The sequence below is a fragment of the Levilactobacillus sp. HBUAS70063 genome, assembly GCF_038374745.1.
Taxonomy (GTDB): domain Bacteria; phylum Bacillota; class Bacilli; order Lactobacillales; family Lactobacillaceae; genus Levilactobacillus.
Genome location: NZ_JBANSM010000002.1, coordinates 343,279 through 356,577, shown reverse-complemented (window position 1 = coordinate 356,577; position 13,299 = coordinate 343,279). Strand labels below are relative to the sequence as shown.

Sequence of the window (13,299 nt, the reverse complement as noted above, 5' to 3'; positions counted from 1 at the left end):
CTGTAATAATTCATGAGGAGTTGTTAGTAGGAATGAAGAAAGTTGTTAAAATATTAGCCGCATTTGCATTAGTTTTGGTTGGGGTCTTCGCCGTTTCGATGAGCACCACGACCACCGCATCAGCCGCTTCCAACAGTTCTTTCAAGTCAGTCTACAAGGTAGCTAAGTCCCACTTAGGTGCTCGTTACGTTTACGGTGCAACTGGTCCTTCCGCATTCGATTGCTCTGGCTTCACCAGCTACATCTACAAGAAGGGCGCTAAGACCACGTTGCCACGGACCGCACAGGCTCAATACAACAAGTACAAGCACGTTAGTTACAAGAACATCCAAAAGGGTGACTTAGTCTTCTTTGGTTACAGCAAGAGTTCTATCTCTCACGTTGGGATGTACATAGGTAACGGTAAGATGATTGATGCCCAAAACCGTGGTGTCGTTCGCGAAGCCGTTCATGCCCCTTGGTGGCACGCTGTGGGTTACGCTCGCGTAACCACGGCTACTGACGCCGACTAGTTCTAACTGAACCTCATGAATTCAACTGAACGATTATAATTCTGACACGTTACGCGTAAGCAATTGGCTTACGGTAACGTGTTTTTTGTAACCAAAAACGTCATCTGCTAGTGGGTTTCCCACTTAACCAATGACGTTTTTTAAACTGCTTTATTTAACGGTATAGCGCATGGTCCGATGAGAAATTCCTGCTTCTTCAAAGACCTCACCAACGGGCTTAAACCCGAGTTCATTGTAGAAATCCATGGCCGTTAGCTGAGCATCCAGTTCCACGCGGCTCACGTCGGACTTCTTGGCATCCGCCATAATCTGTTTAATCAATTCACCGGCGTACCCGTGATGGCGCGCCGCCTTTTCCGTGGCGACCCGCTGAATCTTGACGCGGTTACCCGCCAACATGTCGATTCGTGCTGTGGTAACGGGCTGATCGTCCACGTAACCCACGTAGTGCATCTTATCCTCGTCCGTGCCGTCCAGCTCTACCTGCGGGTCAATCTCCTGTTCGGCAATGAACACGTCCTTTCGAATCTGCACAGCGTTCTGGTAGACAGGGTTCAACTTTCCCCAAGCCATTCTAATTTCCATCAAACCATCCTCGTTCTAATCTTTTTGGTTGTAGCTTAACACCTGAATGTCGTCCGGTGTCAGTAATAATTTGGTCAAACTGCCATTCGCCGGCCGCACGCTCAGGTCGTATTTTCCCTGCCCGTAACGTTCCATCAGGCTCAGTAGCGTATTGCCGTGGCTAATCATCAAGACCTTGTCGCCATCCTTTAGGTCCGGGTTGGCCCGAATCAAGTCGAAGGCCTGGTCCACGCGGGCCCAGTACTCCTCGTTATTCTCGGCCTGACGGAAGGGATCGGCTTCCTTTAAGAAGTCCTTGGCCTTCCCGATGGAGTATTTCTCCTCGATGGCCTTAAAGGTCGGCACCCCGTGAGGCGCCCCGGCTACGTACCACGCCTGGGCCATGTCGGTGCCCTCGTAGTAACCGTAGAACTCCTCGCGAAAATACGGGGCCGTGGTCAACTTGGCCGCCGGTTGGGAATGGTTGGCGGCCAGAATCGTCTTGGCCGTCTGCTCGGCTCGCGTGGTATCGCTACAATAGGCCGCCGCAAACTGGACATCCTTGAGCCGCTCACCGGCCGCCTGGGCATCCGCAATCCCCGCTTCGGTTAGCGGCGAATTACTCCACCCCTGCAATTTATTATAGATGTTGAAATAAGTCTGTCCGTGCCGTACCACATACAACGTGATTTGCTTGTCCATAACGCCTTCACACCTTTCTTCTACTGACAGGTTTGTCTGACTCTAGTGTACCAAATAACGCCAATAATGGTATTGATTTCTTTGCTCTGGCCGCCTACCGTTCGCCCAAAGCTAGTCTAACCTTGCCGATAACCACGAAACTGGTAAAACCAGGTGCCTACGCCTGCCAGCAGTTCCGCCTGCTGTGGGGACCGCCTACAGCCAAGAAACGGGCTTCCGGCTCGCTTGGAAGCCTTACACAGATCGTAAGTCTCCCAAGTCGTCCACGCTGTAACCTGGCTAAAAACGCCAGCTAACGGCGTTGTCACAGCTGGCTCCACTACTGGCGATCTCCGGCAGGATAGGTGGTTACCCCCAAAATTAGCGTTAGCCCAATTTTACGATAACACCACCAAGCATAGCCAATCTGATAGTCAACCGCTACCGGAGCCGAGAATGAAGCCCCAGATGAGCTCAGATGCGGGATTCCCTTAGCGGCTGGTTCTCGCCGGTTAGGGAATGACGACTTGGAAACGTCGACTCTTGGCGGTTCCAAGTGAGGAAAAAGACCGCTTCTCAGGCTTTCTCCGTCCTGCCCACCGCGTTCCAGCTCATCTGGGGCGAACGGTAGGCGGCCAGCCCGTCCCGTGTTGCCGAAAAATTTGGCTGGGACTTAAACTTTTCCTAAACTTGGCGGCAGAACGACTATCCCACCGCATTATTTGCTAGGATAGGGAAAATGCCATTTTCGTCAACGCCAGCCAACACGACCTAACTATGGTAGAATAAGACTACTTATTTATAAATGAAGGAGCGAAATAACTTGGAACGTTTCAAAAGAATCTGGGCCAGAACCGGCACACGGATGGGCTTTGTCACCCTCCTAGTCGTGCTCTTCTGGCTAAAGACATTAGTCGCCTATTTCGTCGACTTCAAACTGGGGCTGAGCGACCCCTTCCAGTTTCTCATCGTCGTCTTGAATCCCATTGCGACGACCGTCTTACTCTTCGGATTGGCCCTATATCTCAAGCGGGCCCGATTCTTCTATCCGTTTTTATTTTTAATCGATATTCTGAATACGCTATTGCTCTACATAAACGTCATCTACTTCCGGGAATTCACCGACTTCATGACCGTGAGCACCGTATTGGGCTATTCCAAGGTGGACCAAGGACTCTCCGGCAGTTCGCTGGCCCTGACCTCGCCGCACGATATTCTCTACTGGCTGGATTTAGTCATCGTCTTGATTCTGATGCTGACGCGGCGAATCTACGTGGACCCGCGGCCGGTCAACAAGCGCGTCGGCCTGGCCGTGACCTCCGCTGCCCTACTGGCCTTCTCGGTCAACCTGACGCTGGGGGAAATGGACCGGCCGCAACTGTTAACGCGGACCTTCGATCGGACCTACGTGGTTAAATACCTCGGGCTGGACGCCTTCACCGTTTACGACGGCATCAAGTCCGGACACACCAGCGAGATGCGCTCCCACGCCAAGAAGTCCGAGCTCAGTGGGATTCTAAAATACGTCCACAAGAATTACGCCGCTCCCGATAAGAAGCTCTACGGGGTGGCTAAGAAGAAAAACGTTATCATCATTCACCTGGAAAGCTTCCAGCAGTTCCTGATCAACAAGAAGGTCAACGGCCAGGAAGTTACGCCATTTCTGAATAAGCTCTACAAGAGTAAAGCCACCTACAGCTTCGACAACTTCTTCCACGAAGTCGGCCAAGGTAAGACCTCTGATGCCGAAACTATGTTGGAGACCGGCACGTATGGCCTCTCACAGGGGTCGCTGTTTACCCAGCTGGGCAACGACAACACCTTCCAGGCAGCGCCGGCCATCTTTGACCAGGCCGGTTACACCACCGCCGTCTTCCACGGAAACGTGGGGAGCTTCTGGAACCGGAACAACACCTACAAGAACCTCGGCTACCAGTACTTCTTCGACGCCAGCTACTACGATACCTCGGGCGATAAGTCGCTGGGCTATGGCTTGAAGGATAAACTGCTGTTCAACGATTCCGTGAAATACCTGCAACACCTCCAACAGCCGTTCTACGTGAAGTATCTGACCGTGTCCAACCACTTCCCGTTCTCCTTGGATAGTGAAGACAGCACCTTTAAGACGCCAGATACCGGCGATAAGACGGTCGATAATTACTTTAAGACCGCCAACTACCTCGACCAATCGATCAAGGAATTCTACCACTACCTCAACAAATCGGGGCTGGCCAAGAATTCGCTGATTATGATCTACGGGGACCACTACGGGATTTCTAATTCCTCCAACAAGAGCCTGGCGAAGTTGTTAGGCGTCGATCCGGACGACTGGAACGACTACGACAACGCCCAGCTCCAACGGGTCCCGTTGATGTTTAACATGCCCGGCTACACCAAGGGAAAGGTTGAACACACCTACGGCGGCGAAATTGACGTTCTGCCAACGCTGATGCACCTGATGGGGATGAGTACCAAGAAGTACCTGCAGTTCGGCACCGACCTGTTCTCCAGCGAACATAACCAGGTCGTGGCCTTCCGGAACCGGGATTGGGAAAGCCCCGGCTACACGTCCGTTGACGGCACGATTTACAGTAATAAGACCAAGCAGGAGATTCACCCGACCGGCAAGCTCAAGGCTAAGATTGAGAAGATGCAGCAACACGTGAACCAGGGACTGAGTTACTCGGATTCCCTGAACTCCAAGAACCTGTTACGCTTCTACCATCCTAAAGGCTTCACCGCGGTTGATCCCAGCGATTACAACTATTCCGATGGCTTACAGAAGGCTGAAAAGATTGAGAAGAAGCTGGGCTTGAAGTCTACAAGCCTCTTCTCCCGGAATGGCGACAAGTCCACGCAGGGCCTCTACAAGACCGATGCACCGGAACTGAACCACAAGCAAACCGATTCCAACCGGATCAAGATTACCAATCCGGACGACACCAGCGGCAAGTAAGCTGGCCAGCTGAAGTCAAAATAAAGAAGCTATCCGTTCAATCATCAGGTTGAGCGGATAGCTTCTTTGCATTTAATCAGCGTGCATTCTAAGGTTTACCTGAAGGTCAGGGACACCGGCCAGATGTTCTTGGCGACCATTGTTGGAGCTGGCCGCCTCGCCGTTCGCCCCAGATGAGCTGGAACGCGGTGGGCAGGACGCCCTGAGCCTGAGAAGCGGTCTCAGTCCTCGCTTGGAACCGCCAAAGTCCGGCGTTTCCAAGTCGCCATTCCCTAACCGGCCAAAACCAGCCGCTAAGGGAATCCCACGGCTGAGCTCATCTGGGGCTTCACTCCCGGCTAGGTTAGCGGTCGGCCGCAGCAATTGGTTCAGTGCGGGTCGTGAGTCACCACTGACTTGTCGTGAAATGCTGGTGTCTGCCGGCAGTGGTCGGGTGGCCGCCACGAGAAATTGATATTAACATTGACCGTCGATGGCTGACGTGTAATGGGTTCAGCCAAACGCAGCGGGATAACACGTACCGGAGCCGTGAGTGAAGCGGAATCTAGGCTCAGCCGGGGGATTTAGCGGTGGGCTTTGCCGCTAAATCGGTGACTTTGAGACGGTGGTTTTCCGGCTCAAAGCAAGGTCCGAGACCGCCCTGTGGCTCGGGCCGTCCTTCCCCAGCGATCCAGCCTAGATTCCGCGAACGGCAAGGCGGCCAGCAAGAGCTATGTCGCCAACAACAGGGAGCCACTTACTTCAGTGAAATTGACGTGCTGTGCACCGGCCCACGGCGATCGGGGAAGTACGTGCTCATGATGGCCTGCACGGCGATGGGCGCCTCACCGTAGCCGATCGCAATCAGCGGCGACTTACCGGGATAGGTCGCCCCGTCACCAATCGCATAGATGCCGGGAACGCTGGTCGTCATCTGCCGGTCAACAGCAATCAAACGGTGATCCTCGGCCAGGTCCACGTCCCACGCAGCCAAGGCCGAATGGTCCGCCGTAAAGCCATAGCTGACCACCAGATCGTCGACGACTTGGTGGGTCAACTCATCGGTCGACCCCACCTGTTTGAGGGTGACGTCCACGGTCCCGTCCGGCGTCGTCTGGAGGTCGCGAATCAAGTACGGCGTCTTGACGTTAACCGTGGACGCTTCGAGCAAGTCCACCATGTGAGCTAACCCCCTGAACTGGGCCCGGCGATGCAGGAGCGTCACGGATTTAGCCACGGTTTCCAGCAGCAACGCTTGATCAATGGCGGCATCCCCGCCCCCGGCAATCATCACGTTCTTGCCGCGAAAATGTTCGAGGTCACGTACGCTGTAGAAGAGGTGCTTGCCCGTCAGTGCGTCCGCATTGGCCACGTTGAGCTTACGTGGCGCAAAGGCTCCGTTGCCCACGGCCACGATGATCGCTCGCGTTTGGCTGGTGCCCTTGGGCGTCGTCACCGCAAAGCCGTCAGTATTAGCCACCACGTTGGTGACCGCCTCGCCCGTCTTAATCGTCAACGGGAATTGCTTGAGCTGATCGCGCTGGCCGGCGATAAGGTCGCGGCCCTTGATGCCGGGAAACCCGGCCACGTCCAGAATTGTCTTCTCCGGATACAGGGCGTTCACCTGGCCGCCCAGTTCCGCCAAGCTTTCGATGACCTGCGTCTTGGCGTTGTGCATCCCGGCGTAAAAGGCCGCAAACATGCCGACTGGGCCGCCGCCAACAATGGTAATATCATAAGTTTCTGTCATTATTTTAACTCCATTCTTTAACCACACGATGAGGAGGTGGTCGTCATGAAACACCTGCGTGGTCTGACTATTCTATTCACAGCATTACTCACTCTCGGGGGCCTCGTTGGGGCTTGGCATGCGCGCCAGGCCGCCTTGGCCAATGTCCGCGTGCCCCAGACCCGTACGGCCACCCTATTTCTACCGGGCAACAGTGGCGGGTGGCTGTCCATGCGAGATATGGTGCTGAGTCTGAACCGGCCCCACCTCGGCCACTTCGGCTTAACGGCCAAGGTGGCCTTCGACGGCCACGTCCGCTGGCAACAGCACCAACGCCTGACTACCAACGTCCTGGTCCCCGTGCTCTTCAAGGATAACACCCATGCCCGGCGCGAGGCCAGGCAGTTGGTGCCCGTCCTCCAACAACTCCACGACCGCTACGGCATTACCCACGTCAACTTCGTCGGCCACTCCTCGGGCGGTACCATCGCCTACGACTATCTCAATCAACGCCAACACGCGCCGGTCACCGTCAGCCGACTGGTCTGCATCGGGGCCGACTTCCCCGGTCGCGCCCCCCTGCATACCAGCTATCCCCAGCTTCATATTCTTAATTTAGCCGGCAACATTGGCCGAATCGGCAACGATAGCGAGGTGCCCGTGGACACCACCACGCCGATGCACCGACTGGTGGCCGGCCGCGTGGGCAGCTACCGTTTCGAAGAGCTCGACGGCCCCGTCTGGGACATGCAGCACTCGCTCCTCCACGAGAATCCCGGCATCGACCGGCAAATCATTAACTTTCTCTATCCGCCAAGCTGACTGTTCTTCAGGATGCGTTGTCCCTGGAGCGTCCGCACCTCCCGCAGGCCGGCGTTAATCAACACGAAGATGGCCAACCAGCCGATGGCAATCAGCGCCCACTGCTGAAGATACAGGATGTCCAGCACGGCAAATGGCGCGTTCCAATCCCAGCCGGCGTGCAACAGAATCGCCAGTAAATAAAACCGCAGGAATTTCGGCGCGACCATGTTACTCCCGGTCACAGGCTGGTGCCGATCCTTGGCGAGAATAATCGCCGCGCCCATGATGGCCGACCAAATGGTGTGCGTCCCGATGGCTTGCCAACTGCGCATCAGCAGGGTCACCAGACCATACTGACCGGTGTACCCCGCCGTTTCGAAGACGGCAAAACCCGCCCCGATGGCGGCCCCAATCAGCAGGCCGTTAAAAATATAATTTAAGCGAAAACGGTTGACGAAAAAGGCAATCACCAGCATCTTGGCGGTCTCTTCGATAAAGCCCACGATGAGCGCCGACTCCCATGACACGCCGTTACCGGACGGAATCAGCGAGTAGAGAATCATGGTCGCCACCAGCGACAGGATGCCCCCCACCAGGAAGACCGCCATCAATTGGTAGACGGAAATGTTACGAAAGACGTTGATTTCAAAAAACATAATCATTAATGAAAACGGGACGGTCAGCGAGCCGATGAAAATCATCCCCGGCACGGCATTGTTGCTACGAAATCCCAAGAACAGAAGCGCCAGCAAGACGAAGCTGGCCCCGAGTACGGCAAAGACGCGCGAAAACAGCCACGGTTTCACCGGCGCCGCCGAGACGGCCTCCAGCGATGGCGTGGTTTCTTTGGTGCCGACGATAAATAACGACTCGGCATCGTCTAAATCGTGGTGTTTAAACACGGCGGAAAACATGGAAAATAAATGGATTTCCACAACTTTATTTTCGCCCGTCCACTCGTTCATCTCTTTGGTGGCGTCATCTAGTAAATGGTTGTGATACTCAAAATGCCGTTTGACCGGCTTAACGGACTCTTTATTGGCCATGGTACACTCCCCCTTATTCGCGTTCTAGTTTACCGTGAATAGCGTCGCGCTTCAACTTGCTTCCAAGAAGGGTTGCTAAATGTAAACCGTTACATTATAGTTAGTGTAGGTGTTCAGCCCATTTAATATATATCGATCAAAGGGGACGTACGAAATCATGGCAAAACGTAAAATGATTCTAGACTTAGATACAGGTATCGATGATTCCTTGGCAATTGCTTACGCCTTAGGTGCTCCAGACGTAGACTTAATCGGGATTATCGGTTCTTACGGTAACGTGGTGGTCGAAGCTGGTGGCCAAAACTCATTGAAGATTTTGGAACTGCTCGGTCACACCGACATTCCCGTATACTTAGGTGAAAGTCACTCCTCAACTAGCGATCACTTTGACCGGATGCAAGTTAGTGCCGACATTCACGGTGAAAACGGGATCGGCCAAGTTGACTTACCCGCACCCAAGCGGGCTATCGAAAAGGAATCCGGTGTGGACTTCTTAATCGACGCCGTTCACAAGTACGGCAAAGATTTGACGTTAGTCCCAACTGGCCCAATGACCAACCTGGCAGCGGCCCTCAAGAAGGCTCCAGAAATCGCCACGGAAATTGGCAACATGACCTTCATGGGTGGGGCCTTAACGGTTCCTGGTAACGTCACGGCCTATGCCGAAGCTAACATCAACCAAGATGCCGAAGCGGCTAACGCGGTTCTGACTAGCCCAATGCATTCAACTATGGTTGGTCTGGACGTGACGTTGCGGACCCTCTTAACCAAGAAGGAGACCCAACAATGGCGTGACTTAGGGACCGAAGCCGGTGAAAAATTTGCCGACATCGTGGACTACTACATTCAAGCCTACGTCGACGTTAACGATAACTTAGGGGGCTGTGCTTTGCATGACCCACTTGCCGTTGGGGTTGCTTTGGACCCAAGCTTCGTTACCACGATTGACTTGAACATGGTGGTTAACTACAACAAGGAAACTTATGGTCGGACGATCGGTGACGACAACCGGTTGAACGAACCAACCAATGTCAAGGTCGCCGTAGCGGTTGATAAGGACCGTTACCTGAAGACCTTCATGGAATACTTGACGGCTCTGTTCAAGAAGAACTAACCCTTTTAACAGCTAAAGCCACACTCATCAATCACGGTGGGTGTGGCTTTTTTGATTAGGCGAGGCTTATCGCGATTGGCTGTGGCTACCGGAAATTCCGCCAGTCCTCACCCACTTCCGAAAAAAAGAGGGCAACAAACGGCAGCCGGCTTCAACACCAGAAATTCAGAGACACAAAGGGTCTGGGAATTTTATCCCCAGACCCTTTCTCTTGCGTTATTTAACTTTGTAATTGAAGTTGTTGGTCATGGTCTTGACCCCAGCGTTCGCGTATTGGTTAGCGAACTTCTTCTGGTTGGCCGCTGACAGTGAGTCGAAGGCCTTCATGTATTCCTTGTAGAGCACTGGCTTAACGTATTTCTTGCCATAAGCCGCTGCGGGGCTGGTCTTCGTCTTCGTGTACGTGTAGGTCTTACCAGTCGTTGCTAAACGCCGGTTGGCCTTGGTCCCGGCAATCTTAGCCGTGAACTTCGTGCTAGACTTCTTGGTTAGCTTGAACGTGTACGTCTTCTTGGTCAGAGACGTGGTCGTCTTCTTATCAACCGTCTTGAATTGGATCAACTTGTATTTCGTGGTCAAGGTCTGACGATTCTTGCTCAGCTTAGTCGACGTTGGCACCCCATACTTCACGTTAGGGGTGGACCCGAAGTCACCGAAAATCAGTAGCGAACCGGTCTTGCCACCTGACTTGTACGTCTTAAAGTAAAAGGCTGTCTTGGATTTGGCATTCTTATAATACCGTTTTAAATCGGTGTTGTTGATCGTTGGCTTCTTCGCCGCACTAGCAGAGATGCTGGGCGCAACGACGCCACCCAAAGTACCCAATGCCATCACTGTTAGTCCTAACTTAACCAATAAACGTTTCATGACCATACTCCTCCTTATTAATCCACACATTATAATTTTTATAGTGCCATTGTTCCTCAGAAATTGCAAACAATCGCTACCCTTAACTCAGGATATCGACAAAACGCTGCTTCAAATAAGCCGCCACACCGGCCTCGTTATTAGTGGTCGGCGTCTGGTGGTCGGCGGCCGCCTTAATCTCCGGCTGACCGTTCAACATCGCCACGCCATCTCCGGCGGCCTTAATCATCCCGAGGTCGTTTTCGGCATCACCGAAGGCCATCAGGTTGCTAAAGTCCCAGCCAAAGTGCGTCAATAGCTGACCCAAGCCCACGGCCTTATCCATGTCCGCCGCCAAGAATTCGAGAATCTTGGGCTGCGACCGAACCACGTGGTAGCGATCCTTTAGCGCCGGCGTCAGCTTGCTAACGACCGCGTCCAAGACGGGCGCGTCCGTTGCCATCACGGCCTTGCTGAAGAGATGATCCGGCAAATCCGCAAACTTAGTCGGGACAAAGTCCATTGGGGCCTTAAGCATGTGCTGATACACCGATGGCGTCAGGTCGGACACCGGATAAACCTGATCAAAGTCCAGGATATCCAACGGGTAACCGTTCTCATGAGCAAAGGCGTGCAGGGGTTGAAAGTCGTGCTTACTCAACCCGCTTTGGGCCAGGGCCTCCTTCGTGGTGTTTTGAATCACCAGCGCGCCATTGAAGGTAATCGTGTAGTCCTCACTCGTGGTCAAACCAAGTTGCTCCAGATAACCCCAAATCGCATTGATTGGCCGGCCGGTACACAGCACCACTTTGATCCCCGCGGTGTGCAACCGCCGTAAAGTCGCGGCGTTTTCTTCGCTGATCGTCTTATCGGTATTCAGTAGCGTCTCGTCTAGATCGAGTGCAATCATTTTTATCATTCGTTTTCGTCCTCCGTATACCCTCTAGTTTACACGTTAGTGGCCGCGAAGTGAACCTCGACTACGCTAAAAGGTCCTGACGAATGAGGGCGAGAATCTGCTGGTTCTCCGGCAAATCGGCGTGATTGGCGTTCGCGCCGGTCACCGTCATCTGCGTAAAACTTTTGACTTGCCCCTGAAAAATTAATTTTCCGCGATTGACACTGTCGAATGGCACGATGCCATCGCCCGAGTAGCCCTGACTTCCGGCAATAGAATAGACGGTCAGTTCCTTAGGCAATCGTTGCCGCCCCGCACTGAGTTGTTTGAACAGTGGCGTATCGACGTTCTGGTCCGACTCCTCGAGGTTAAACGGCGAGGCAATCGTCATTAAGCGGTCGGCGTGGGCCTTAGTCTTGGCCAAGTCGTCCTCCAAGAAGATGGTTAGAACCAGCCCGCCATTGGAATGCCCCATCGCCGAGAAGTGATTGAAGTGATAGGTCCGCTGTAGGGCTTGAAAGGCAATCGTAAACCATTTCGCCTGCTTCTGAATCGTGGCATACCCATCATGATGATTCTCAAAACCGACCACAATGATGGGCTGGGTGTCGTTGGCCCGGATACTCCCAGTGTACTTCAGGGTGCCATCGGTCATGACCTCTACGCGTAAGAGGCTGTGCCGATGCTTCGCCTTCTGGTTAATTCCCGCGACCAATGCGTTGAAGCGGTTCTGCGTGGCACTGGACCCGGGCACCAAGAAGACCGGCGCCATGGCACTACGGTAGGTCGCCTGAACGGCGGTACGCTGTTGCGGGCGCCACAGAAAACCGGGAACGCAAAGTAACACCAATCCCAGGATAATCACCAACACGCTACGAAATCGTCGTTTCATGAGCGACCACCTCCTCCGCGATGCCCGCCCACTTGACGAACGGGTAATAAATGGCCGTGCTCAGGGCTAATTCGACCACCGATAAGGTCAAAGCGGCCAAACTGCCGCCGGTACCCAGATAGGCCTGCAAGATCCCCGGCGTCCCATTGGCCAAGGGATATGCCGCCGCTGGTACCCAGTGAAGCACCAGGCACCCCCAGCTCAGCGTCGTGCAGACTAATGGTGCCAGGAGAAAGGGCACCAGAAGAAGCGGACTGAACAGCACGGGCAAGCCCACTAACAGCGGGGCGTTGAAATTCCCCAATGTCGGGATCAGGCAGTACCAACCGATCTGCCGCTGACGAACGTTATGATTCACCAAAAAGATGGCGAGCAAGAGTGCCAAGACCATGCCCGGTCCCCCACTGGCCGCGTAAACATCAAAGACGGTGTGTAGCGTGACGGGATGCGGCACCTGCCAACCGCTGTGATCGAGAACCGCCGTTAAATTCTGGGCGGCTTGAACCGACTGCCCACCGACACTGGCAATGGGACCCAAGATGCCCAACCACTGGCAAAGCCCCGTTAAGAGTCCGAATCCCAGCAAGGCGCCCAGATGCTGGGGCAATTGAAACGGCCAGCGGGACAAGGCCAGTAAGGCGGCAGTCAGGCCAACCGTTTGCGTCTTCAGCCAGAGAAATCCCAAGCCGGTCAGGACGATAAGCCATAGACTGATGCCCCCCACCGACTGAGCCAGCGGATGTTGTGCGGCGTCCTGGTGGTTAATCAGCCAGCGATAGCCATTACCGACCAACAGCCCCACGAGGACCCCGACCAAGATACCAGAGAGGCCGAGATTGTTGGATAGCCACTGAACGGGGTGATTATTCAATACCGTTGCACGATTCACGTTAAGTGTCTTGAGCACAATGATGGCGATAATTCCCGCCATCAACCGATTGGCAATCACGGGCGTGGCCGGCGCGACGAGATAAAAGCTCACCGCAAACGCCACGAGAATCGCGGCCATCCCAAGGGTGCCCGCACTCAGTAATCCTAAATATTGACGACATAGTTTCAGTTGAAAGACCCATTTGGCCACGTGTAACGTCTGGTAATAGTAGCCGCTGCGCTGTAACCAAGCCTGATTGATAAAATCGGCGAGGGTACCCACGAGAATCAACGGAAAAATCAAGCGTAGCGCACAATAGATCGCCCGCATCTGGCGGTTACGCCGAAACTTGATTTCGCAGTCAACGAGGTGTCGGCCCAAGCCACTCACTTGTTCAGCCATCGTTA

The 13,299-nt window shown here is 54.0% G+C and carries 13 protein-coding genes; 5 read left to right on the top strand and 8 right to left on the bottom strand.

Annotated features, from left to right (window positions below; translation table 11 throughout):
- Positions 1-32: 32 nt before the first annotated feature.
- Positions 33-512, top strand: coding sequence for a C40 family peptidase (locus V8I28_RS04610; RefSeq protein ID WP_341778941.1), 480 nt, complete (start codon positions 33-35; stop codon positions 510-512).
- Between the two features lie 150 nt (positions 513-662).
- Here V8I28_RS04610 and V8I28_RS04605 read toward each other — a convergent pair whose 3' ends face one another.
- Both V8I28_RS04605 and V8I28_RS04600 read right to left on the bottom strand, forming a co-directional pair.
- Entirely contained in the window at positions 663-1,097 is a 435-nt protein-coding gene (locus V8I28_RS04605; RefSeq protein WP_341778940.1) for a GNAT family N-acetyltransferase, read from the bottom strand.
- A gap of 15 nt (positions 1,098-1,112) precedes the next feature.
- A complete protein-coding gene (locus V8I28_RS04600) occupies positions 1,113-1,778 on the bottom strand; it encodes a histidine phosphatase family protein (protein WP_341778939.1) in 666 nt (221 codons plus the stop codon).
- Between the two features lie 844 nt (positions 1,779-2,622).
- Between V8I28_RS04600 and V8I28_RS04595 the strand changes: the two genes are divergently transcribed.
- A complete protein-coding gene (locus tag V8I28_RS04595) occupies positions 2,623-4,713 on the top strand; it encodes an LTA synthase family protein (RefSeq protein ID WP_341779016.1) in 2,091 nt (696 codons plus the stop codon).
- Between the two features lie 139 nt (positions 4,714-4,852).
- Positions 4,853-5,167 carry a hypothetical protein gene (locus V8I28_RS04590; RefSeq protein ID WP_341778938.1) on the top strand — a complete coding sequence of 105 codons (315 nt, stop codon included), beginning with the start codon at positions 4,853-4,855 and terminating at the stop codon, positions 5,165-5,167.
- Between the two features lie 282 nt (positions 5,168-5,449).
- On the opposite strand, the gene V8I28_RS04585 is transcribed toward V8I28_RS04590, so the two are convergent.
- The gene (locus tag V8I28_RS04585) at positions 5,450-6,442 is read right to left on the bottom strand and encodes an NAD(P)/FAD-dependent oxidoreductase (protein ID WP_341778937.1); all 993 of its coding nucleotides are present in this window, start codon (positions 6,440-6,442) and stop codon (positions 5,450-5,452) included.
- A gap of 45 nt (positions 6,443-6,487) precedes the next feature.
- On the opposite strand from V8I28_RS04585, the gene V8I28_RS04580 reads away from it, so the two are divergent.
- Complete coding sequence (locus V8I28_RS04580; RefSeq protein WP_341778936.1) at positions 6,488-7,243, top strand: alpha/beta hydrolase; 756 nt, start codon at positions 6,488-6,490, stop codon at positions 7,241-7,243.
- Here the strand turns inward: V8I28_RS04580 and V8I28_RS04575 are convergent.
- On the bottom strand, positions 7,228-8,271 hold the full coding sequence (locus V8I28_RS04575; protein WP_341778935.1) for a PrsW family intramembrane metalloprotease: 1,044 nt from the start codon (positions 8,269-8,271) through the stop codon (positions 7,228-7,230). The genes V8I28_RS04580 and V8I28_RS04575 overlap by 16 nt on opposite strands.
- A gap of 157 nt (positions 8,272-8,428) precedes the next feature.
- On the opposite strand from V8I28_RS04575, the gene V8I28_RS04570 reads away from it, so the two are divergent.
- A complete protein-coding gene (locus V8I28_RS04570; RefSeq protein WP_341778934.1) occupies positions 8,429-9,385 on the top strand; it encodes a nucleoside hydrolase in 957 nt (318 codons plus the stop codon).
- A 216-nt stretch (positions 9,386-9,601) separates the two neighbouring features.
- Here V8I28_RS04570 and V8I28_RS04565 read toward each other — a convergent pair whose 3' ends face one another.
- From V8I28_RS04565 to V8I28_RS04550, 4 genes are all read right to left on the bottom strand, one after another.
- Positions 9,602-10,252 (bottom strand): hypothetical protein, encoded by a 651-nt coding sequence (locus V8I28_RS04565; RefSeq protein ID WP_341778933.1) that lies wholly within the window; start codon positions 10,250-10,252, stop codon positions 9,602-9,604.
- Positions 10,253-10,334: 82 nt separating this feature from the next.
- Positions 10,335-11,150 (bottom strand): Cof-type HAD-IIB family hydrolase, encoded by an 816-nt coding sequence (locus tag V8I28_RS04560; RefSeq protein ID WP_341778932.1) that lies wholly within the window; start codon positions 11,148-11,150, stop codon positions 10,335-10,337.
- A 61-nt stretch (positions 11,151-11,211) separates the two neighbouring features.
- Positions 11,212-12,021 (bottom strand): alpha/beta hydrolase, encoded by an 810-nt coding sequence (locus tag V8I28_RS04555; protein WP_341778931.1) that lies wholly within the window; start codon positions 12,019-12,021, stop codon positions 11,212-11,214.
- Positions 12,002-13,294: a PTS transporter subunit EIIC gene (locus tag V8I28_RS04550; protein ID WP_341778930.1), complete on the bottom strand. Its 1,293-nt coding sequence runs from the start codon at positions 13,292-13,294 to the stop codon at positions 12,002-12,004. Before V8I28_RS04550 ends, V8I28_RS04555 begins: the two co-directional genes overlap by 20 nt.
- Positions 13,295-13,299 lie beyond the last annotated feature (5 nt).

What these genes read in the sequence shown, in the direction of transcription:
- V8I28_RS04560 (WP_341778932.1), bottom strand. Translation starts at nt 11,150, where the DNA reads ATGATAAAAATGATTGCACTCGATCTAGACGAGACGCTACTGAATACC.
- V8I28_RS04565 (WP_341778933.1), bottom strand. Translation starts at nt 10,252, where the DNA reads ATGAAACGTTTATTGGTTAAGTTAGGACTAACAGTGATGGCATTGGGT.
- V8I28_RS04575 (WP_341778935.1), bottom strand. Translation starts at nt 8,271, where the DNA reads ATGGCCAATAAAGAGTCCGTTAAGCCGGTCAAACGGCATTTTGAGTAT.
- V8I28_RS04550 (WP_341778930.1), bottom strand. Translation starts at nt 13,294, where the DNA reads ATGGCTGAACAAGTGAGTGGCTTGGGCCGACACCTCGTTGACTGCGAA.
- V8I28_RS04610 (WP_341778941.1), top strand. Translation starts at nt 33, where the DNA reads ATGAAGAAAGTTGTTAAAATATTAGCCGCATTTGCATTAGTTTTGGTT.
- V8I28_RS04580 (WP_341778936.1), top strand. Translation starts at nt 6,488, where the DNA reads ATGAAACACCTGCGTGGTCTGACTATTCTATTCACAGCATTACTCACT.
- V8I28_RS04605 (WP_341778940.1), bottom strand. Translation starts at nt 1,097, where the DNA reads ATGGAAATTAGAATGGCTTGGGGAAAGTTGAACCCTGTCTACCAGAAC.
- V8I28_RS04570 (WP_341778934.1), top strand. Translation starts at nt 8,429, where the DNA reads ATGGCAAAACGTAAAATGATTCTAGACTTAGATACAGGTATCGATGAT.
- V8I28_RS04595 (WP_341779016.1), top strand. Translation starts at nt 2,623, where the DNA reads ATGGGCTTTGTCACCCTCCTAGTCGTGCTCTTCTGGCTAAAGACATTA.
- V8I28_RS04600 (WP_341778939.1), bottom strand. Translation starts at nt 1,778, where the DNA reads ATGGACAAGCAAATCACGTTGTATGTGGTACGGCACGGACAGACTTAT.
- V8I28_RS04585 (WP_341778937.1), bottom strand. Translation starts at nt 6,442, where the DNA reads ATGACAGAAACTTATGATATTACCATTGTTGGCGGCGGCCCAGTCGGC.
- V8I28_RS04555 (WP_341778931.1), bottom strand. Translation starts at nt 12,021, where the DNA reads ATGAAACGACGATTTCGTAGCGTGTTGGTGATTATCCTGGGATTGGTG.